Origin of the sequence: Sphingosinicella rhizophila, from assembly GCF_032378825.1 — a bacterium.
Lineage (GTDB): Bacteria > Pseudomonadota > Alphaproteobacteria > Sphingomonadales > Sphingomonadaceae > Allosphingosinicella > Allosphingosinicella rhizophila.
In genome coordinates this window covers 452,713-473,536 of the sequence record NZ_JAVUPU010000001.1, presented here as the reverse complement: position 1 = coordinate 473,536, position 20,824 = coordinate 452,713, and the positions used below count along the sequence as shown (strand labels likewise).

Annotated in this window: 21 protein-coding genes; 10 read left to right on the top strand and 11 right to left on the bottom strand. The window is 63.3% G+C overall.

Going from position 1 to position 20,824, the window contains the following annotated elements; translation table 11 throughout:
* The first annotated feature begins 4 nt into the window (after window positions 1-4).
* Genes RQX22_RS02170 through RQX22_RS02150 form a run of 5 tightly spaced genes read left to right on the top strand, consistent with a single transcriptional unit; the run spans window position 5 to window position 6,582 of the window.
* Window positions 5-850 (top strand): XrtA system polysaccharide deacetylase, encoded by an 846-nt coding sequence (locus tag RQX22_RS02170; RefSeq protein ID WP_315723211.1) that lies wholly within the window; start codon window positions 5-7, stop codon window positions 848-850.
* A complete protein-coding gene (locus RQX22_RS02165) occupies window positions 847-1,884 on the top strand; it encodes a FemAB family XrtA/PEP-CTERM system-associated protein (RefSeq protein ID WP_315723209.1) in 1,038 nt (345 codons plus the stop codon). The genes RQX22_RS02170 and RQX22_RS02165 overlap by 4 nt, the downstream gene beginning before the upstream one ends.
* Window positions 1,881-3,110: a TIGR03087 family PEP-CTERM/XrtA system glycosyltransferase gene (locus RQX22_RS02160; RefSeq protein ID WP_315723207.1), complete on the top strand. Its 1,230-nt coding sequence runs from the start codon at window positions 1,881-1,883 to the stop codon at window positions 3,108-3,110. The genes RQX22_RS02165 and RQX22_RS02160 overlap by 4 nt, the downstream gene beginning before the upstream one ends.
* Window positions 3,107-4,657 carry an exosortase A gene (gene xrtA / locus RQX22_RS02155; RefSeq protein WP_315723205.1) on the top strand — a complete coding sequence of 517 codons (1,551 nt, stop codon included), beginning with the start codon at window positions 3,107-3,109 and terminating at the stop codon, window positions 4,655-4,657. Before RQX22_RS02160 ends, xrtA begins: the two co-directional genes overlap by 4 nt.
* Window positions 4,657-6,582 (top strand): XrtA/PEP-CTERM system amidotransferase, encoded by a 1,926-nt coding sequence (locus RQX22_RS02150; protein ID WP_315723203.1) that lies wholly within the window; start codon window positions 4,657-4,659, stop codon window positions 6,580-6,582. The genes xrtA and RQX22_RS02150 overlap by 1 nt, the downstream gene beginning before the upstream one ends.
* Here RQX22_RS02150 and truA read toward each other — a convergent pair.
* Together truA and fmt are read right to left on the bottom strand one after the other, a co-directional pair.
* A complete protein-coding gene (truA, locus tag RQX22_RS02145; RefSeq protein WP_315723201.1) occupies window positions 6,528-7,295 on the bottom strand; it encodes a tRNA pseudouridine(38-40) synthase TruA in 768 nt (255 codons plus the stop codon). The two genes, RQX22_RS02150 and truA, sit on opposite strands and share 55 nt — an antisense overlap.
* Complete coding sequence (gene fmt / locus RQX22_RS02140) at window positions 7,292-8,197, bottom strand: methionyl-tRNA formyltransferase (RefSeq protein WP_315723530.1); 906 nt, start codon at window positions 8,195-8,197, stop codon at window positions 7,292-7,294. The genes truA and fmt overlap by 4 nt, the downstream gene beginning before the upstream one ends.
* A 155-nt stretch (window positions 8,198-8,352) precedes the next feature.
* On the opposite strand from fmt, the gene recR reads away from it, so the two are divergent.
* Window positions 8,353-8,949 (top strand): recombination mediator RecR, encoded by a 597-nt coding sequence (gene recR, locus RQX22_RS02135; RefSeq protein WP_315723199.1) that lies wholly within the window; start codon window positions 8,353-8,355, stop codon window positions 8,947-8,949.
* 37 nt (window positions 8,950-8,986) lie between these two features.
* On the top strand, window positions 8,987-9,526 hold the full coding sequence (def, locus tag RQX22_RS02130) for a peptide deformylase (protein ID WP_315723197.1): 540 nt from the start codon (window positions 8,987-8,989) through the stop codon (window positions 9,524-9,526).
* Between the two features lie 84 nt (window positions 9,527-9,610).
* On the opposite strand, the gene RQX22_RS02125 is transcribed toward def, so the two are convergent.
* Window positions 9,611-9,853: a four-helix bundle copper-binding protein gene (locus RQX22_RS02125; protein WP_315723528.1), complete on the bottom strand. Its 243-nt coding sequence runs from the start codon at window positions 9,851-9,853 to the stop codon at window positions 9,611-9,613.
* A 270-nt stretch (window positions 9,854-10,123) separates the two neighbouring features.
* Between RQX22_RS02125 and rmuC the strand changes: the two genes are divergently transcribed.
* On the top strand, window positions 10,124-11,470 hold the full coding sequence (gene rmuC, locus RQX22_RS02120) for a DNA recombination protein RmuC (RefSeq protein WP_410001587.1): 1,347 nt from the start codon (window positions 10,124-10,126) through the stop codon (window positions 11,468-11,470).
* A gap of 22 nt (window positions 11,471-11,492) precedes the next feature.
* Here the strand turns inward: rmuC and RQX22_RS02115 are convergent, their stop codons facing one another.
* Genes RQX22_RS02115 through RQX22_RS02085 form a run of 7 tightly spaced genes read right to left on the bottom strand, consistent with a single transcriptional unit; the run spans window position 11,493 to window position 16,640 of the window.
* The gene (locus RQX22_RS02115; RefSeq protein ID WP_315723527.1) at window positions 11,493-12,290 is read right to left on the bottom strand and encodes a TrmH family RNA methyltransferase; all 798 of its coding nucleotides are present in this window, start codon (window positions 12,288-12,290) and stop codon (window positions 11,493-11,495) included.
* A gap of 40 nt (window positions 12,291-12,330) precedes the next feature.
* The gene (locus tag RQX22_RS02110; RefSeq protein WP_410001581.1) at window positions 12,331-12,615 is read right to left on the bottom strand and encodes an HPr family phosphocarrier protein; all 285 of its coding nucleotides are present in this window, start codon (window positions 12,613-12,615) and stop codon (window positions 12,331-12,333) included.
* Entirely contained in the window at window positions 12,612-13,016 is a 405-nt protein-coding gene (locus RQX22_RS02105) for a PTS sugar transporter subunit IIA (RefSeq protein ID WP_315723194.1), read from the bottom strand. Before RQX22_RS02105 ends, RQX22_RS02110 begins: the two co-directional genes overlap by 4 nt.
* A gap of 4 nt (window positions 13,017-13,020) precedes the next feature.
* A complete protein-coding gene (gene rapZ / locus RQX22_RS02100) occupies window positions 13,021-13,956 on the bottom strand; it encodes an RNase adapter RapZ (RefSeq protein WP_315723192.1) in 936 nt (311 codons plus the stop codon).
* Window positions 13,953-14,390 (bottom strand): HPr kinase/phosphorylase, encoded by a 438-nt coding sequence (locus tag RQX22_RS02095; RefSeq protein ID WP_315723190.1) that lies wholly within the window; start codon window positions 14,388-14,390, stop codon window positions 13,953-13,955. Before RQX22_RS02095 ends, rapZ begins: the two co-directional genes overlap by 4 nt.
* Entirely contained in the window at window positions 14,387-15,961 is a 1,575-nt protein-coding gene (locus RQX22_RS02090) for a sensor histidine kinase (RefSeq protein ID WP_315723188.1), read from the bottom strand. Before RQX22_RS02090 ends, RQX22_RS02095 begins: the two co-directional genes overlap by 4 nt.
* The gene (locus tag RQX22_RS02085) at window positions 15,930-16,640 is read right to left on the bottom strand and encodes a response regulator transcription factor (RefSeq protein ID WP_315723186.1); all 711 of its coding nucleotides are present in this window, start codon (window positions 16,638-16,640) and stop codon (window positions 15,930-15,932) included. Before RQX22_RS02085 ends, RQX22_RS02090 begins: the two co-directional genes overlap by 32 nt.
* Window positions 16,641-16,837: 197 nt before the next feature.
* On the opposite strand from RQX22_RS02085, the gene RQX22_RS02080 reads away from it, so the two are divergent.
* Window positions 16,838-18,448, top strand: coding sequence for a phosphoenolpyruvate carboxykinase (locus tag RQX22_RS02080; RefSeq protein ID WP_410001580.1), 1,611 nt, complete (start codon window positions 16,838-16,840; stop codon window positions 18,446-18,448).
* Window positions 18,449-18,536: 88 nt separating this feature from the next.
* Window positions 18,537-18,995 carry a hypothetical protein gene (locus RQX22_RS02075; protein ID WP_315723182.1) on the top strand — a complete coding sequence of 153 codons (459 nt, stop codon included), beginning with the start codon at window positions 18,537-18,539 and terminating at the stop codon, window positions 18,993-18,995.
* Here the strand turns inward: RQX22_RS02075 and RQX22_RS02070 are convergent.
* Window positions 18,971-20,815 (bottom strand): DUF885 domain-containing protein, encoded by a 1,845-nt coding sequence (locus tag RQX22_RS02070; RefSeq protein WP_315723181.1) that lies wholly within the window; start codon window positions 20,813-20,815, stop codon window positions 18,971-18,973. The genes RQX22_RS02075 and RQX22_RS02070 overlap by 25 nt on opposite strands.
* Window positions 20,816-20,824 lie beyond the last annotated feature (9 nt).

Sequence of the window (20,824 nt, the reverse complement as noted above, 5' to 3'; positions counted from 1 at the left end):
TGCCATGCTGAACGCCCTCTCGGTCGATATCGAGGACTGGTTCCAGGTCGGCGCCTTCGAGAAGGTGATCGCGCGCGAGACATGGGACGGGCTCGAGCAGCGTGTCGAGCATAATGGCGACACCGTGCTGCAATTGTTCGACGATGCCAAGGTCAAGGGCACGTTCTTCATTCTCGGCTGGATCGCGGAGCGTTATCCGGACCTCGTTCGACGCATCGCCGACGAAGGTCATGAAATCGCCAGTCATGGCTGGGACCATAAGCGCGTGTTTGAAATGGACAGGGCGGCTTTCGGTGCCGATCTCGAGCGCGCGCGACGGACCATCGAGGATGCCTGCGGTCAATCGCCAAGCGGCTATCGTGCACCCAGCTTCTCGATCGACGCCCGCACCCCCTGGGCACATCATGTCCTGGCCGAGCAGGGCTATAGCTATTCGTCCAGCGTGGCGCCGTTGCGGCACGACCATTATGGTTGGCCGAGCGCACCGCGCTTCGCCTATCGGCCGCTTTCGGATGCTGGTCTGATCGAGCTTCCTGTGACCACAGTGGAATTGGCCGGCCGCCGTCTCGCAGCCGGTGGGGGCGGCTTTTTCCGCCTGCTTCCCTATCGATTCTCCGACTGGGCGATCGGCCGCGTCAATCGCAGGGAGGGCCGGCCGGCCGTCTTCTATTTTCATCCTTGGGAGGTCGATCCGGACCAGCCACGGGTGGCACGTGCGCCGCTAAGGTCGCGCCTGCGCCATTATAGCCGGCTGAAGGCGATGCGCCCCAAGCTGGAGAAGCTGTTGCGCGCGCATCGCTGGGGCCGCACTGACGAGGTGGTGGCAATCGAGCGGACCCGGCTGCAATGAACGCCTTTCGAACGGTTGCGGGGCTTCGGACCCGCTCTGCGGAAGGGATTGACGATACGGCAATCCGGGCGTTCGTCGAAACCTGCCCTGACGCGCAGCTTTTCCACCTGCCGGAATGGAGCCGGGCGGTGGAGGCCGGCTGCGGCCAGCGCGGCCATTATCTGATCGCCGAGAGCGAATCTGGGGCGATTGCCGGGCTCCTGCCGCTCAGTGAGATCCGGTCGCGGCTATTTGGTTCTGCCTTGGTCTCGGCGGGCTTTGGGGTGGGCGGCGGCGCCATCGGCAGCCGGGAGGCTGTTGACGCGCTCGCTGATGCTGCGGTCGAACTTGCGGCAACCCTCGATTGTCCGACGGTCGAATTGAGAGGGGGCGCCATTCCCGCCGGATGGCGACGGATAGAGAGCGTCTATGCGGGGTTCGCGCGGGATTTGCCGACGGATGACGAGGCGATCCTCGCCGCCATTCCGCGCAAGCAGCGCGCCGAAGTGCGGCGAGCGCTCGGCTATGATCTCCAGACCCGGATCGATCGCGATATCGAACTTCACTACCGCGTCTATGCCGAAAGCGTGCGCAATCTCGGCACGCCAGTCTTCCCGCGCGCCTTGTTCCGATCGATGTTGGAAGCCTTTGGCGACAAGGCCGACATAGTCACCGTCAGCCGGGACGGCCGGCCGGTTGCGAGCGTGCTCAGTTTCTATTTCAAGGGAAGCGTCCTGCCATATTGGGGCGGGGGCACGATGGAGGCACGCAGCTGGCGCGCGAACGAACTGCTTTATTTCGAGCTGATGCGCCACGCGGTCAGGCGCGGCTGCACATGCTTCGATTTCGGCCGATCCAAATATGGAACCGGGGCCTTCGCCTTTAAGAAGAATTGGGGGTTCACGCCCGAGCCGCTTTCCTACTCCGTCCACGGTCACGGGCGGGAGACGAACCCACTCAATCCTAAATATCGGCTGCAGGTTGCCTTGTGGCGGAATGTGCCGCTTTGGCTCGCCAACCGGATCGGCCCCATGATCGCGCGGGGCTTGGGATGATGGACGACATCCTGTTCCTCGCCCACCGCATTCCCTTTCCCCCTGACCGCGGCGACCGTATCCGTTCCTGGAATATCATCAGACACCTCGCGACGCTGACGCGCGTGCATCTCGCCTGCTTTGCCGACGAGGAAGCGGATCTCGGCCATCTCGGCGCGTTGAGGCAGGCCCTGGGAGCCACGCTGGGAGAAGTGCATGTCGAAATACGCCGCCGCTCTCGCGTCTCTGCAGGTCTAGCAGCTCTGGTCTCGGGCAGGCCGATATCATTGACCTCTTTCGACAATGCCAGCTTGCGCGCTTTCGTGGCGAAGCTGATCGAACGCGAGCCCGTCGGCACGATATTCGCCTTCTCGGGACAGATGGCGCAATTCGTGCCCGAGGCGGGAGCGCAACGGTTCATCATGGACTTCGTCGACATGGATTCTGCGAAGTTTGCCGCCTTTGCCGAGGGGGCGTCCACGCCGATGCGTTGGGTGTACCGGCGCGAGGCGGAGCGCCTGTTCGCTTTCGAACGGAAGACCGCCGCACGTGCCGATACGAGCCTGTTCGTCAGCGAGGCGGAGGTGATGCTGTTCCGCGATCGTGCCGGTTTGGCGCATGCGGATATTCGAGCGCTCGAGAATGGCGTCGACCTTCAATTCTATGACCCTGCCTCGGTTTTTGAGGGTTTGGCGAACCAGAGCCAGGGACCTCTCATCGTGTTCACCGGGCAGATGAACTATCGCCCCAATATCGAGGCGGTTACATTGTTCGCGCGGGACATCTTCCCTCGAATCCGGCAAAATGTGCCGGGAGCGCGCTTCGCGATCGTCGGCCGTCAGCCCTCTGATGCGGTCAAGCGGCTGGCCGATGGCGACGCGGTGGTGGTCACCGGCGCGGTCGAGGATGTTCGACCCTGGCTCCTCGCCGCCAATGTGGTCGTTGCGCCGCTGCAAGTGGCGAGAGGCATTCAGAACAAGGTGCTGGAAGCCATGGCCATGGGCCGGCCCGTCGTGGCCTCACCAGCCGCTTTCGAAGGGATCGATGCCGTGCCGGGTCGCGACCTGATCGTCGCCGCGCCGGACAGCCAGGCGGACGCCGTCATATCCCTGCTGGAAGATGCCAGGCAAGCGCAAGCCATGGGCAAAGCAGCGCGCCGCCATATGCAGATGGCGTATCCCTGGGCGGCCAAGCTTGCGGCACTGACCGACATGCTCTCGGCCCCGCCGCGGCGGCAGGCCGCATGACGGCCCAGGTCGGGATCGACCAAACGGTCTCCCTGGGGAGGACAGATATATGGCAGCATCCGTTACTGGCGCTGGTGGGCCTCGTCGTGTCGATCCTGCTTCTCTTCAGCCGCGACGCAGTGCAGATGGTGGAAATCTGGCTCACCAGCTCGACATTCAACCATTGCCTCCTGATCCTGCCGATCATCGCCTGGCTGGTCTGGCAGCGCCTGCCCGAGCTTCGCGGGCTCGTCCCCACCATCTGGACGCCGGGACTTCTGGTCGTCGCGGCGGGCGCGGCGGGATGGTTGTTGGGGGATGCCGGCGGCGTCGCTTTGGCGCGACATGCCGGGCTGGTGCTCATGCTGCAGGGCACCGTCGTCGTCTGTCTTGGCAAGGCGGTCGCGCGCGGCCTCGCATTCCCGCTCTTCTACGCCGTCTTCCTGATCCCGATAGGCGAGGAGATCGTGCCGCTGATGCAAAATGTGACGGCGGAGATCTGCATGGCGCTGCTCGCCCTCGTCGGAATTCCGGCCCATATCGAAGGTATCTTCATCTCCATTCCATCGGGCTATTTCGAGGTCGCGGAGGCCTGTTCCGGGGTTAAGTTCCTGGTTGCCATGGTGGCTTATGGGGCTCTCGTGGCGAATGTGTGCTTCAGATCCTGGCCGCGGCGAATTTCGTTCATGGCGGCCGCCATCCTCATTCCGATCCTGGCGAACGGGCTCCGGGCCTGGGGAACAATCTATGTTGCGCACCTGACCAGCATCGAATTCGCAGTCGGATTCGACCATGTCCTTTACGGCTGGATCTTCTTCGCGATCGTCATTGTGCTCATCATGGCGGCAGGCTGGCCCTTCTTCGATCGGGGTCCGGGTGATCGCTGGTTCGATCCGGAATCGCTCCAGCCTGAAGTGCCTGCGGCAACTTCGTCCAGGCGATTGCTGCAGGTGACGATGGCCGTCCTGGCCATCGGCTCGATCCCGATCCTGTGGTCGATGGCTATCGCCGCGACCTCCACCCCGGTGGCGGCGGGCGACGTCATTCTGCCTTCCGTCAGGGGCTGGGAAAGGGTGCGGGCGGACCGCGGCCGTCCCTGGCAGCCCCATTTCGCTGGCGCCGACGCACTCCGTCTCGGTCGCTACCGCAATCAAAAGGGTCAGGAGGTCGATCTGGCCATCGCCGTCTTCGCCCGGCAGGAGGAGGGCCGCGAACTTGTCGGTTTCGGCCAGGGCGCAGTCGCTCCGGGAGGAGCATGGGCGTGGACGGCGGCTGGCAAGGCTCTGCCGGACGCTCGTGCGGAGCGCATTGCCTCATTTGGCACTATCCGCGAAGTCGTCACTCATTATCGTGTCGGCACGATCCTGACGGGCAGCCCGCTCGCCGTGAAGCTGGAGACAATGAAGATGCGCCTTTTGGGCGGACCGCAGCGGGCGGTAGCGATTCTCATATCGTCCGAGGCGCCGGCCGAAGGGGCGGATCCACGTCCTGCGATCGATGCGTTCCTGCGCGACCTGGGGCCGATCAGCAGGCTTGCCGACCGGGCTGCCGGCATGAAGGCGCGCTGATGTGCGGCATTGCCGGGATCTTCCATCCCGACATCCCCAAACCGGTCAGCCCGTCCCGCGTGAAGGCGATGGCGGATATGCTTGCCCATCGGGGTCCCGACGGCGCTGGTGTCTGGACGGCGCCCGGAGTCGGGCTGGGCCATAGACGGCTGTCCATCATCGATCTGGCCGGCGGCGCGCAGCCGATGCTAACGGCCGACAGGAAGCTGGCCGTCACCTACAATGGCGAGATCTACAATTTCCGCGAGCTGCGATCGGAACTGAGCGCGCTCGGCCATGCTTTCCGAAGCGACAGCGACACTGAAGTCATCCTCGCCGGCTGGCGGCAGTGGGGGCCGGATTGCCTCCGGCGTTTCAATGGCATGTTCGCCTTTGCATTGTACGATGCCGATGCCGACCTGATCTTCCTGGCCCGCGACAGGCTCGGGGTTAAGCCGCTCTTTCTCGCGGAAGTCTCGGACGGCGCTCTGATCTTCGCTTCCGAGCTCAAGGCGTTGCTGGCCCATCCATTGCTCCGCCGCAGTCCCGATCCGCAGGCGATCGAGGATTATCTTGCTTTCGGCTACGTCCCGGACACGCGTTCTATCCTCGCCGGCGTCGGCAAACTTGCGGCCGGTCATTATTTGATGGTGCGGCGGGGCCGACCGGTTCCCACCCCGGTCAAATATTGGGACGTGGACTTTACCAATCCATCGCGCGCCGGCGCGCGGCAGCTGGAAGAAGAGCTTGTCGAGCATCTGCGCGAGGGCGTGCGGTCGCGGATGGTGGCCGACGTTCCGCTGGGCGCATTCCTGTCGGGCGGCGTCGACAGTTCCGGCGTCGTGGCGCTGATGGCCGAAGCCAGCCGTTCCGCTGTCGAGACATGTTCGATAGGCTTCCAGGAAGGGGATCATGACGAGACTGCCTTCGCGCGTATCGTCGCAGAGCGCTTCGCCACCAATCATCGGACGCGCATCGTCGCGGCGGACGACTTCGAACTTATCGATACGCTCGTCGATGCTTTCGACGAGCCATTTGCCGACGCTTCCGCTTTGGCTACCTATCGTGTTGCCGAACTTGCGCGGGAAAAGGTGAAAGTCGCGCTTTCGGGCGACGGTGCTGACGAATGTTTCGCCGGCTATCGCCGCCATCGCCTGTTCAGCGCAGAGGAAAGAATCCGGTCCTTGCTGCCGGGCCCCGCGCGGCGGGCTGTCGGTGCGTTGGGGGATGTTTATCCGAAGCTCGACTGGGCGCCGCAATATCTACGCGCCAGAACGACTTTGCAGGCGATCGGGCGGTCGAGCGAGGAGGCTTATGCCGATGCCGTCAGCGCGACCCGGCGGGACGTCCGCGCCGAGATCTATACCCCCCATTTCGAGCGCGCGCTGCAAGGCCATCGTGCCGAGGACATTTACGTTGCCGCCATGCGCGAAGCGCCAGCGCAAGATGCCCTGTCTCGGGCGCAATATGCCGATCTCAAGATCTGGTTGCCTGGCGACATTCTGACCAAGGTCGATCGGACCAGCATGGCCGTTGGTCTGGAGGCGCGCGAGCCGTTGCTCGACCACCGGCTGGTGGAGTTTGCCGCCAAGGTGCCGGCCAGGATGCGGCTCAGGGGGGGCAGCGGCAAATGGTTGATGAAGCGGGCGCTGGGGCGCTACCTGCCGGATGAGATCCTCCATCGTCGCAAAATGGGTTTTGTGACCCCGATCAGCGCCTGGTTTCGAGGTGCACTCGCTGCCGAAGGCGAAGCGGTTGCGCGCGGATCGGCACTCGCCGAACTGGGCTGGTTCGACCGCTCCGCAATAGCCCGGCTGGCCGCCGAACATCGTTCGGGCAAGGGGGAACATGGCCGGTTGCTGTGGCAGCTGCTGATGCTGGAGCGTTCGCTTCAGCGCCTCTTCGGCTTCGGCGCCTCTTCGGCATATCGTGCCTCGGCGAAATAGAGGCCGTCCGGCGGCGCGTTGAAGCCCAGCGCGGTGCGGTCGCGCGCTTCGAGTGCCTCCTGCAAGTCGGCAACGGACCATTTGCCACGGCCCACCAGTTGCAGGCATCCCACCATCGATCGGACCTGATGGTGGAGAAAGGAGCGTGCCGCCGCTTCTATTTCGATGCGGTCCCCCGTCCTTCGTACGCTCAGACGATCGAGCGTCCGCATCGGACTGTCGGCCTGGCAATGGGCAGAGCGGAAGGTCGTGAAATCGTGGCGACCGACCAGGAGTTGGGCCGCGCCGTCCATCGCTTGCGCGTCGAGGGGCACCGGGACGCGCCAGGCCCTTCCGGCCTCAAGCGCAAGCGGCGCCCGACGGTTGACGATGATATAGATGTAGCGCCGGCCGAGGCAGCTGAATCGGGCATGCCAATCCTCCGCCACCTGCTCCGCCGCGATTATGGCGACCGGATCGGGACGGAGTTTGGCGTTGAGGGCATCGGCGAACCGGAAGGCGGTGATCGGCTTGGCGATGTCGACATGAGCCGCCATCGCCAGTGCATGAACACCGGCGTCGGTTCGCCCGGCAGCATGAAGAGACGCCTCCTCGCCAGTAATCGCCTGCACTGCCGTCTCGATCGTCTGCTGGACCGATGGGCCATGGGCCTGGCGCTGCCAGCCCATGAAAGGTTGACCGTCAAATTCGATCGTGAGGCGGAAACGCGTCATGCCAATTTCGCGCCTGTCGGAATGGCGAAGCCGCGCAACAGGGCCTCGGCCGACATGGCACCGCGTCCCGAACGTTGGACGAGGGTAGGGAGGATCGCACCCTCGCCGCAGGCGATGGCTAGGTCGTCGCCAAGCACGGTTCCGGCCGGCCCACTGCGGTCGGCTGGTTCTGCGGCCAGGACCTTGATGCGTTCGCCGCCATATTCGAAAAAGGCGCCCGGCGCAGGATTGAAGGCGCGGACCTGCCGTTCGACGCATATGGCGGTCTGGCTGAAATCGAGCCGTGCCTCATCCTTGCGGATTTTCGCCGCATAGGTGATGCCTTGTTCCGGCTGGGGTTGGGCCCGGAGCTCTGGCAGGTGCTCCAGCACTTCGGCCATCAGGACTCCGCCGAGATCGGCCAGTTCCGCCGTAAGACTGCCTGCCGTCTTGCGATCTACATCTGTCTCGCGAGCGGCCAGCATCGGCCCCGTATCGAGACCGGATTCCATCTGCATGATGGTGACACCGGTCCGCACGTCGCCCGCCAATATCGCGCGCTGGATCGGCGCGGCACCGCGCCAGCGCGGCAGCAGGGAGGCGTGGATGTTGAGACAGCCCAAAGCCGGCGCGTCGAGGATGGGCTGAGGCAGAATAAGGCCGTAGGCCGCCACGACCGCCGCGTCGGGGTGAAGCTCGGCAAAGGCGGCCTGCGCTTCGGCATCGCGAAGGCTGTGCGGCGTTCGGACATCGAGGCCGGCGGCTTCGGCCCGCTGATGAACGGGGGAGTGCTTCAGCTCCTTGCCGCGCCCGGCCGGACGCGGAGGCTGCGAATAGACGGCCGCAATCTCATGTCCGGCCGCGAGCAAGCTGTCGAGCGCCGGCACGGCAAAATCCGGCGTTCCCATGAAGACCAGTCGCATCATGCCTGCTTAAGGTCAGTATCCATGAAATGCACGTTCGTGATGGGTCGAAGCGGGTTCCTCGATTTGATCCACCCTTTCGAGACAATTGCTGCTGACCCTCGGCGAAGGAAGGCGCTTGGCAAGCTGCGTCTTCACACCATATGCCCTGTCGCATGGCCTCTTCCGAAATTGACGCGCTGACCCAGGCGCTTGCCCGCTTGCCAGGTCTCGGCCCGCGTTCGGCGCGACGGGCTGTACTTCATCTCCTGAAGCGGCGGGAAACCAGCCTGGCGCCCTTGCTTAGAGCTCTGGAGCGAGTCAACGAGGCGCTTTCGATCTGTTCCACCTGCGGCAATGTCGACACGATCGATCCCTGCACCGTGTGCGCGGACCCCCGCCGCGACGATCGCCTGCTTTGCGTCGTGGAGGAGGTTTCCGACCTGTGGGCGCTGGACCGGTCCCGCCTCTTCCCAGGGCGGTTCCATGTCCTGGGCGGACGTCTTTCGGCCCTTGAGGGCGTCAGGCCCGAGGATCTGAGCATCGACATGCTGATTGGCCGTATCGCGCGCGGCGGCGTCGACGAAGTCGTGCTGGCCATGAATGCGACCCTGGAAGGACAGACCACCGCCCATTATCTGGCCGAGCGGCTCGAAACCTTCCCGGTCCGGATCACTCAGTTGGCCCACGGCCTCCCGGTCGGTGGCGAACTCGATTATCTGGACGAGGGTACGCTCGCACAAGCGTTGCGCGCCCGGCGACCGGTCTCCTGAACTTGACGGAAAGCCCCATATTTCCTACATTTTTCCCATGGCCATACTTCCGATCCTAGAGACTCCCGACCCGCTGTTGCGGCAGGTTTCGTCGCCCGTCGAAGAGGTGACGGACCAACTTCGCGCGCTGATCGACGATATGTTCGAGACGATGTACGCGGCCCCTGGCATTGGCCTTGCGGCGATCCAGGTGGGCGTGCCGAAGCGCCTGCTGGTGATTGACCTGCAGGAACCCGAGGAGGAAGATGGAGAGCCCGTCCGCGATCCCCGGGTCTTCATAAATCCTGAGATTCTCGATGCCTCCGAGACTTTGCAGCTCTATAATGAAGGCTGTCTTTCCGTTCCCGACATGTATGCCGAGGTCGAACGGCCGGATCGGATCCGCGCCCGCTGGCTCGACCGTGATGGCAGACCGCATGAGGAGGAATTGGAGGGACTGCTCGCCATCTGTCTCCAGCACGAGATGGACCACCTCGAAGGCATACTCTTCATCGATCACCTCTCCCGCCTGAAACGGGAAATGCTGCTGAAGAAGCTGGCAAAGGCACGCAAGGAGCGGTCCAAGCTCGCTGCCTAGGCGTTCCAGGACCAGATGGAATTGCATCCACTGACTGTCCCCGGCTGATTCATCGGGAAGGACTCAGCGGCCAGCGCTCCCGGATTAAGAGGTCTCAATCGCGGCCCGGCAGTCGCGGGCCGTTTCCCGGCACATTTCCGCGCAGCGCCGACAATGATCGTGATCGTGCCGTTCGCATTCCTCGGCGCAGATATCGCAAGCCGTAATGCAGAGCTGGAGCATTTCACGGAGCAAGATCCCGTTGCTGCCGGTGCGCCTGGTGGCGAGCCGATCGGTCGCCGCGCATATATCGGCGCAATCGAGGCAGGTACGGATGCATTGACGCATCTTTTCGACATGCTCCTCGGCGAGGCAAGCATCGGCGCAGGCTGTGCAGATGACGGAGCAGAACATGGCATGACGCACGGCCAGCGCCAGCGGTTCGTTGAGATTTCCATCGGCGTCGGGGTGGGACGCCATCATCTTGGCGATCGACATAGGCTTTTCCTCCAGGACCAAGGCGGAACGGGAAAAGTGGAGAAGTGGTTCCGTAAAGCCGCTTGAGACGAAGCGGCGTCTGCTTTAGGTTCGCGGTTCGTTCCGGTTCTTGGAAAGATGATGGATCCTTTCTTTCTGCTCCTCTCGGCCCTGCTTGCGGGCGCTTGTGTCCTTCTTGGTTGGTATCTCGGCAGCCGCCGGGGAATCGCCGGTCTCGCTGTCGCCGAGGAACGGGCAAAACAGGTGCCCGATCTGCAGGCCAAGCTGGACGAGGTTCGCCGCGAATGCGGCGAAGCGCGCGCCGAATGCGCGCGGCTGTCGACGAGCCAGGAAGAACGGGAAAAGGCGTTCGAGCTCCGTCTTGCCGAATTGAGGGAAGCGCGCGAAGCGCTATCCGCGCAATTCAGCGAGATTGGCGGAAAGCTTCTCGGCGAGGCACAGAAGCATTTCCTCGAACGCGCCGATGCGCGCTTCAACCAGGCCGGCGAGAAGAGCGAGGAAAAATTGAAGGCCTTGCTCCAGCCGGTGGAAGCGACGCTCAAGCGCTATGAGGATGGGCTCAGCAAAGTGGAGAAAGAGCGCGTGGACCAATATGCGGGTCTACGCGAAGCGGTCGAACTGGTGCGATCAGGCCAGACCCAAGTCCGGGACGAAACCGCCAAGCTTGTCAACGCGCTGCGGTCGAGTCCCAAGGCGAGGGGGCGTTGGGGCGAGCAGAGCCTGCGCAACGTCCTCGAGCAGGCGGGCCTGTCGCCTTTTGCCGATTTCCAGTCCGAGGTCTCAGTGAATACCGATGACGGACGCCTCCGGCCCGACGTCATCGTCCGGCTGCCGGGCGGCCGCCAATTGATCATCGACGCGAAATGTTCGCTCAATGCTTTCCTCGACGCCCACCATGAGGTGGACGAGACGGTGCGAACTGCCCATCTCAAGGCCCATGCCCAGTCCATCCGAAATCATGCCATGCAGCTTGGCAGCAAGAATTATTGGCAGCAATTCGGCGAGGCGGCCGATTATGTCGTCATGTATATTCCGGGAGAACATTTCCTGACTGCAGCGCTGGAGCAGGATGACGGATTGTGGGAATGGGCGTTCGAGCGGCGTGTGCTACTTGCGACTCCTACCAATCTCGTTGCCATTGCCCGCACGGTGGCCAGCGTGTGGCGGCAGGAAAAGCTGGCTGAGGAAGCTGCCGAGATCGCCCGGCTCGGCAAGGAATTGCACGCTCGACTGGCGACTATGGGAAGCCATGTCATCAAGCTGGGGCGCAACCTGGAGCTCGCGACAGGAGCCTATAATGCCTTTGTCGGCAGCCTTGAAAGCCAGGTCATGACCCAGGCCAAGAGGTTCGAAACCCTGGAAGTCTCGGGCGGTGCCAGGGAAATTGATCCGTTGCCGGTCATCGACGTGACGCCGCGGGCCCTGACCAAGCTCGGCAAGGGCGATACCGCCGAGGCTGCGGAATAGCCAGGCTCGCAGACTTGTCGGTTCAGCGGCGCCACTGATTGATGACCTCATAGGCCATCACGGCGGTCGCGACGGCGGCATTGAGACTGTCGGCTTTGCCGAGCATGGGGATCTTCACCAGGATATCGCATTCGGCCTCGTAGGCGGCCGGCAGACCTTGCGCCTCATTCCCCACGAGGACGAAGGCTGGCGCGGTGTAGCGCGGCTGCTGATAATCTTGCGTCGCGTCGAGGCTCGTGCCGATCAGGCTGCCGTCGCCGGCGCGCAACCAGCCCAGGAAAGCGTCCCAGGCGCAGGTCGCGATCCGTTGCGTGAAAAGCGCGCCCATAGATGCACGCACGGCTTCGACTGAAAAGGGATCCACGCAATCGTCGACCAGGATCAGTCCGCCGGCTCCGACTGCGTCACCGGTCCTTAGGATGGTGCCGAGATTGCCCGGATCGCGGAGCGCCTGGGCAACTATCCAGAGGGGTGCCTGACTGCGGTCGATCCGATCGAGAGAAGTGTCGAATGCCGGATAGACACCCAGCAATGTCTGCGGGTTGTCCTTGCCGGACAGTTTGTGGAGTATGTCGGCATTGGTCTCGATCACGTCGCCTCCCGCCGCTTCCGTCTCGGCGACGAGCTCGTCCAGCAGCGGATGGGAGACATCGGCGCTGAAGAAGAGGATCTCGGGAATATATCCTTGCTGGCGTGCCTCGGTCAGGATGCGCAGGCCTTCGGCGATGAACAGGCCCTCGCGGCGGCGATGCTTCTTTTCCCGCAGCTTTCCGACTTGCTTGACGATCGGATTGGAGAAAGCGGTGATCAGGCGGGGCAGGGCACAACTCCCATCATGGCGTGATCGGACACGGGCCGGCTCATTCCTCGCCGAAGCGGCCCTCGACGAGCTCGACCAACAGGGCCACCGCTTCTTCCGCGCCGTCGCCTTTGGCGCTGATGGTGATGCTATCGCCCATCGCGGCGCCCAGCATCATCAGGCCCATGATCGAGGTCCCGCAGACCTTGCTGCCGTCCTTCTCCACTTCGACCGTTGCGGGGAGTCCGGCGGCAATGGTGACGAACTTCGCGCTCGCCCGGGCATGCAGGCCGCGCTTATTGAAGACCTCGACGGTGCGGCTCGCGATTTTCGGCTCCAGGCTCAAACGGTCTCGCCCAGTATTTCGGAGGCGACCGAAATGTATTTCCTGCCGGCTTCGCGGGCTGCCGCCACCGCAGACTTCACGTCCATCGTCTTGCGCGCGCCCTCCAGGCGGATCAGCATCGGCAGATTGACGCCGGCGATGACCTCGATTCCTTCCGCTTTCATGAGAGATATTGCCAGGTTGGACGGCGTCCCTCCGAACAGATCGGTGAGGATGATGACACCCGCGCCATCGTCGGCGCGTGCAATCGCGTCGGAAATATCGTTGCGACGTACCTCCATGTCATCTTCCGGACCGATACAGATAGCTTCGATCTGCTGCTGCGGTCCGACCACATGCTCCATTGCCGTCACAAATTCGGCCGCAAGCCGGCCGTGGGTTACCAACACCAAACCGATCATCGATTCACCTTGAATTAACGCCCTCGTCGCCCCGTCGATCCTCGATACCGTCGCGAGGGCGCGAACGGAGATCCCTGTGCTCGACGGTGAGCGGGAATCCCGCCTCACGCAACCGTGCGGCGACCCGCTCGGCGACATGGACCGAGCGGTGCCGCCCGCCTGTACAGCCGAATGCGACCGAGACATAGGATTTTCCTTCCGCCTGATAGCGGGGCAGGAGGAAGAGCAGCAGATCCTCGATCTTGCCGAGTGCCTCCTCATAGGTCGCATCCTCAGCGATATAGTCACCGACCTCCTCGTCGAGGCCGGTCAGTGGCCGCAGCACCTGATTCCAGTGCGGATTGCGGAGGAAACGGAGATCGAACACCGTGTCGGCATTGCGCGGCAATCCGCGTGCGAATCCGAATGAGATGAAGGTGAGGATCGGCGCCTGATCCAGGCTTTCGAACCGTTTGCGGATCTGGTGCTGGAGCGAATTGGAGTCGGTGTCGGTCGTGTCGAGGACATGGTCCGCCCATTGCCGAAGCGGCTCCATCAGCTCGCGCTCGGCAGCGATGCCGTCGGTGGCCGGTCGGTCGGGTGCCAGCGGATGCCGTCGTCTCGTCTCCGAATAACGCCGCAACAATTCGGAACCTGCGCATTCGAGGTAAAGCGTTTCCACCGGGACGTCTTCGGCACTGGCAAGCGCCTGAATCTGGCCGACGATCCGCTTCGCGTCGAAATCGCGGGTACGGCTGTCGATGCCGATGGCCAGCGGGCGCTGGCGCTGCGCGCTTCCCTTGGCGAGCGGCGTCGAAAGGAGATGCTCGAGGAGAGACAGCGGCAAATTGTCCACGACCTCCCAGCCAAGATCCTCGAGCGTCCTGAGCACGGTCGACTTGCCGGCGCCGGAGAGGCCCGTGACCAGAAGGATGCGTTGGGGGGCGGGACCCGCTTTCAAAGGATCTTCAGTCCAAATTCGATGAGCGCCATCTCTAGCTTGATCGGTGCCGACGCCTCAAGCGCGCGGATCGACACGACAGGCAAGGACAGCCCCGCGACGATGGTGCATTCGCCTGGCTCCGGCAGCCGTTCGATCGGCCGCTCCAGGTCCGCCAGCAGGCAGACCGGGACATCGTCCAATGCGGGAAAGTGGATCAGGCCCAAGCCGCGTATCTCGATTTTCCCCGCGATCCTTTCCGGTGCGCTGGCCACGAGCCGGCCGCCCTTTGCGTGGACGAGCACATAATCGTCGCTGACGAGGGTGGCCCCGCGGTCGATGAGCCGAAGAGCGAGATCCGATTTGCCGCTGCCCGATGGGCCAGAGATCAGCACGCCGCGGCCGCCGATCGCGATGCAGGAGGCGTGCAGCAGGATTGATTCTCCGGGCGTCATGCTGGATGTCCGCCGAAGCGCATTTCGAAGCGCGCGCCGGTCCGTCCATCATGACGATCGTCGGCCAGGATCCTGCCGCCATGTCCTTCTACGGTCGCTTTGGCGATGGCAAGGCCGAGACCGGAATGGCGGCCAAATGCTTCCTCGTCCGGGCGGACGCTATGGAAGCGGTTGAATATCGCTTCACGGGCTTGGCGCGGTACGCCCGGTCCTTCATCCTCCACGCTCAGAAATACCTCTTGGTCCACACGCGCCGCGGCGATCTCGACGAGGCCACCCGGCGGAGAGAAGGAAATGGCATTGTCGATGAGATTGTCGACCGCGCGGGACAGGCGCGACCAATCGCCCATCACGACGGCGCTGCCGATCCGTGGCCGGGCGAAGGCGATACTCACATTGCGATCCGCTGCCCGGTTACGCCAAGATTCCAGCATTGATTCGACGAGATGGCCGAGATCGACCGGCTCGAACCGGGTTCGCGACAATTCGGCATCGAGGCGCGATACTTCCGCAATGTCGACAATCAACCGGTCGAGTCGCGCCACGTCGCTACGGACGACCTCCAGCAACTGGTGGCGAAGCTCGGAGTCTTCGACACGGTCGAGACTGTCCACTGCGGAGCGGAGCGAGGCGAGGGGGTTCTTCAGCTCGTGCGTGACATCGGCGGCAAAGGCCTCGGTCGCGTCGATCCGATCGCGCAGGGACTGGGTCATGTCGTGCAGAGCGCGTGCGAGCAGTCCGATCTCATCGCGCCGCGCCGGCAGGAGTGGAACGGCGACTTCCCGGTCGCGTCCCAGCCGGACGCGGTGCGCAGCCCGCGCCAGCCGCCGCAGGGGGGTCGCGATGGTCCTCGCGAGGAACAAAGAAAGCAGAATGGAAACGATGATGGTGACAAGCAGGATCACGCCCAAGGTCGATCGTTCGTCCCGGACCACAGTCCTTATTTCTCGTGCATTGCTGGTCAGCAGCAGCACCTCATCGCCTCGGCCAACAGGTGCGGCCGCCGAGATGAAAGGCGTTCCCTCCGGCGCCCGGCGAATCATCGTCGCCGGTTCGCGCTTGCGAAGCGCGGCCTGGGCTTCTGGCCAGGCATCGAGGCGGTCCAGTGCCGGCTCCGCCAATGGAGGCGGGTCAGGCGCGCCGACGATCCAGTCGAAGCCCTGGTCGAGGAGACGAGCGACATCCTTGCGAAATGGTTCGGCCTTGGGATCCCTGAGCTCGTAGGTCGGGGTAGTTCCCTCCCAGCTGTCCATTCTCTTCGCACCGTCGGGGCCGTAGACCCGCAAGCGGACCATCGAGTCCTGCCCGAGGCGCCACATCAGATATTGGCGCTCCTGCGGTTCGGCGACGGCAAGCGAATCGGCGATGATACGGACCTCGGTGCCCGCCTGTGCGACCTCGCTGGCGGTCAACCGGCCGCGGAAACCGTCCAGATAGAATATGCTTCCCGCAAGGATGGCGAGGGCGAAGATGTTGATTGCCAGGATGCGGTGGAGAAGCATCCACCGACCGGACCAGCGAAGTGCCAGGCGGCTTTCGTCACTCTTCTCCAAATCGATAGCCCACACCATAAAGCGTCTCGATCGCCTTGAAATCGGCATCGACGACCCGGAACTTGCGCCGAAGACGCTTAATGTGGCTGTCGATGGTCCGGTCATCGACATAGATGTCGTCGTGGTACGCGACGTCCATCAGCTGGTTGCGCGACTTGACCACGCCAGGGCGCTGCGCCAGCGCTTCGAGAATCATGAATTCGGTAACGGTCAAAGTGACATCGTGGCCGTCCCAAGCCACCCGATGGCGTGCCGGATCCATGGCAAGTCGTCCGCGAACGATCTGGGGCGCTTCCTCCTCTTCGGAATCTGCGACAGAGGGCAGGCCGCGAAGCTCCGTGCGGCGAAGGATCGCACGAATACGGGCGATCAGCAGTCTTTGGGAGAAAGGTTTGGCGATATAGTCGTCTGCCCCCATGGCGAGGCCGAGAGCCTCGTCCAATTCCTCGTCCTTGGACGTCAGGAAGATGACGGGAAGGGCGCTCTTCTCGCGCAGGCGCCGCAGCAATTCCATGCCGTCCATGCGCGGCATCTTAACGTCGAGCACGGCGAGATCCGGGGGGTTGTCGATGAGAGCCCTCAATGCCGTCTCGCCGTCCGAATAGACGCGCGTGACGAATCCTTCCGCCTGGAGCGCGATCGACACGGAGGTAAGGATGTTGCGATCATCGTCTACCAGCGCGATCACTGCCGCCATTCGTTCGCCTTCCGCTGCCCAGGACGAGCCTTATCCCTGACAAGCTTGGGACGCTAGGTTCAAACGCGGGATGTGATGATCCAATGGCGCCAATGCCAATCCTGTCGGATTGGCAAGCCTTTGACGCGGACGGGGCTTCCAGATATGCGGACCGGACATGGAAGCAGCGATTTCCCGCTGCCTTCTCAGTCATTGATATGGGAGTGAGAAACGTGGCCAATCGCGTGCCGGCACGCGGACTTTCCGATCAGGGAATCGGAACATCCGCACAGATTCACTGGAACCTCCAGACGCCGGCCCTGGTCGAACAATCGGTCCGCCGCGGCGAGGGACTGCTGGCGAAGGACGGGCCTCTCGTCGTGGAGACCGGGAAGCATACGGGCCGATCGGCGCAGGACAAGTATATCGTTCGCGACGCCGAAACCGAAGACACGATCTGGTGGGACAATAACAAGTCGATGACGCCCGCGCATTTCGCGGCGCTCAAGGAGGATTTCCTGGCCGAGGTCGCCCGGCGGGAGACCTTGTTCGTGGCCGATCTTTATGGCGGCTCCCAGCCGGAGTATCGCGTGCGGGTCCGGGTGATCAATGAGCTTGCCTGGCACAATCTCTTCATTCGTACCTTGCTGGTGCGGCCCGAATCCGCCGAACTGGCCGATTTCGACCCGGAATATACGATTATCGACCTGCCGAGCTTCGCCGCCGATCCGGCGCGGCATGGCACCCGTTCGGGAACGGTCGTCGCAGTCAATCTCAGTGAGAAGATGATCCTGATCGGCGGCACTGCCTATGCCGGCGAGATGAAGAAATCGGTGTTCGGTCTCCTGAATTACAAGCTTCCGCCCGCGGGCGTGATGCCGATGCATTGTTCGGCAAATATCGGGCCGGACGGCGACACCGCCGTTTTCTTCGGCTTGTCCGGGACCGGCAAGACGACATTGTCGGCAGATGCGAGCCGCACCCTGATCGGCGATGACGAACATGGCTGGTCGGACACGGCGGTCTTCAATTTCGAGGGCGGCTGTTATGCCAAGATGATCCGCTTGTCCGAGGAGGCTGAGCCGGAAATCTACGCGACCACCCGCCGGTTCGGCACGGTGCTGGAAAATGTCGTGATCGATCCCGACACGCGCGCGCTCGACCTGGACGATAGCAGCCTCGCCGAGAATACGCGCGGGGCCTATCCGATCGAGTTCATTCCGAACAGTTCGGCCGAGAATATGGGGCCGGTGCCAAAGAATATCGTCATGCTGACCGCCGATGCGTTCGGGGTCCTGCCGCCGATCGCGAAGCTGACGCCGGATCAGGCCATGTACCATTTCCTATCCGGATATACTGCGAAAGTGGCTGGAACGGAGATTGGCGTGACCGAACCCGAAGCCACATTCTCGACCTGTTTCGGGGCGCCCTTCATGCCCCGCCACCCGTCGGTCTACGGCAATCTACTCAAGGAACGGATCGCCAAGGGCAATGTCGACTGCTGGCTCGTCAACACAGGTTGGACCGGAGGCAAATATGGCGTCGGCAAGCGAATGCCGATCAAGGCGACTCGCGCCTTGCTCAATGCAGCGTTGGACGGCAGCCTTAACGATGCGGAGTTCCGCAAGGATCCTTATTTCGGCTTCGACGTGCCTGTCAGCGTTGAGGGGGTCGATCCGGCGATCCTCAACCCGCGCGACACATGGGCGGACAAGGATGAATATGATGCGGCCGCGAGAAAGTTGGTCGGCCTGTTCATCGACAATTTCGCGAAGTTTGCCGATCATGTCGATCAAGGCGTGAAGGAAGCGGCACCGACGGCAGCCTGACGCTCAACCCAAACTCTTCGTGAGGAGCGCGTCGGCGGCGGCCGATGCGCTCCTTTTTCTTTGGCCTCCAGTCCGGGAGACGGAAAATATGGAAAAAGGGCACGAACCGCGGCTGTTTCCCGATGATGCTTCCATCCGCCATGTCGGCGAAGGGCTGTTGGCCTGCACTTTCAGCCGGGCGGAATGGACACACGAAGCGCATCTCGCCGCTTGCGTCTGGATCCTCGTGGAGCGGCCGGACCTGGTCCCGGAGCGGGACCTGCCGGACGTGATCCGACGCTTCAACGAGAGCGTCGGCGGTGTGAATGACGATTATCAGGGCTATCATGACACGGTGACGGCCTGCTTCATCGCCGGTGTGCGGCTCCATCTGGCACGTTGCGATGCCCGTCGGACGCTGGCTGGCAAGGTGAACGGGCTGCTGCTGGCGCCCCAGGGCCGACGCGACTGGCCGCTACGCTTCTACAGTCCGGACCGCCTCGTTTCGATCGAAGCGAGGCGTTCCCGCGTGGAGCCCGATCTTCAGCCTCTTCCCGATGCGATATAGGCGTCGATCACGCCTTCAAGCAGCGTCATGGGCACTGCGCCACCGCCCACGACGGCATCGTCGAAGCTTCGCAGGTCGTAGCGGCCGCCCATCGCGTCGATCGCCTTGCGACGCAGACGGTTGATCTCATTGTGGCCGACCTTGTAACCGCAGGCCTGTCCCGGCCAGGCGCAATAGCGATCGACCTCGCTCGACACCTCTTCAAGGCTTGAGCCGTTGGTCTCCGCAAACCATTTGATGGCCTGATCACGGGTCCATCTCTTGGCATGAAGCCCTGTGTCCACCACGAGCCGACAGGCACGAAACGACATGGACTGGAGATAGCCGAGGCGTCCGATCGGATCCGCCTCATAGACGCCAAGCTCGTCCGCCAGTTGTTCGGCATATAGCGCCCAGCCTTCGGAATAAGCGTTGAACGCCAGAAGGGAACGGATCAGCGGCAGCTTGTAGGTATATTCACCCTGCCAGATATGACCCGGAAGGCCCTCATGATAGGTGAGGGTCGGCAGGGCATATTTCGGCCAGATCGACGTGTCCCGAAGGTTGATATAATAATTGCCGGGCGTGGACCCGTCGATCGCGCCGGCCGCCGCATAGCCGCCCGGTGCGCCCGCTTCTATCTCCGGCGGCACGCGCTTCACCACCAGGCGCCCCGGCACGAGCGTTGCAAAGGCGCGTGGAAGGCGCTTGCGGATGTCGTCCACCCGATCGTTCACATAAGCCAGGATCTGCGCCCGTCCGGTATCATCGTTGGGAAAAAGGAAGCGCGGATCCTTGCCGAGAGCGGCCATCCGTTGGCCGACCGTCCCCTTGGTCAGGCCCTCGGCACGCAGCAGCGGATCCATTTCGGCGGCAAGAGACTTTACCTGTTCCAGGCCGACCTGGTGAACCTCCTCGGGCGTGCGGTTGGACGTCGTCGCCGCGCGCAGCGCCCAGGCATAATAAGCCTCGCCGTCCGGCAGCTTCCAGGCACCGGCATCCTGGGTCGCGACCGCCCGGTGACGTTCCAGCTCGGCAATCTGCCGGTCCATGGCGGGCGCGATCTTCTCTGCCGTCAATGTTTCGGCGGGGCGTCGGAAGTCCTTCCCGATCGCACTGGTGCGCCGTGTGAGCGACGTAACGACGCTCCATTCGGCGACCGGACCGGCGCGCGCGGCCTTCATCTGCCTCAGCGTCTTGTCCAGCAGGAAGGCAGGAGCGACGACGCCCAGGCCACGATCATGCTCCAGTCGCGCGGTCTCCCCGTCCAGCGCTGCAGCATAAGCTTGCATGCGCTGAAGATAGGCTTCGGCGTCGGCAGGCGCGGCGATAGAGTGGGCGCTGTCGAGAAGGTCGGGTATTTCCACGAACGCCCCAAAATTCTGGGCCATGGCGTAAGGCGCGTTGCGGTAGGACAATTGCGGGTTGAGCATGACCATGTCGCCGAAGGGGAATCGGTATCCGTCCGCCGCAAGCTCATGGGCCGTCTGAGCTACTCCCAGGTCGATCCTTGTCTCGGCACTGAGGCCGTTCCGGTCGACTTTCTTCAATTCTTCGAGGCGACGCGCGGCCGAAGCAGCGCGCCTGCGATTCCCGGCCAGCGATCGGTCGCTCAACATGGACTTGAGCTTGGTCCTTGCGTCCTTGTCGAGACCGAGGGCGCTGGCCGATTCGGGATATTCGACCAGCAATTCCTCGGCCATGCCGGCAAGCATTTTCTCGACCGCCGCGTCGCCAGTGACAGTGGCGGGGGGCTCCGTCTTCCTGCAACCTTGCAGTATCGGCAGGGCGGCAAGGGACGCCGTCCCGGTGAGAAAATGTCGCCGGTCCACTTCGGTCATCCCGTCTTC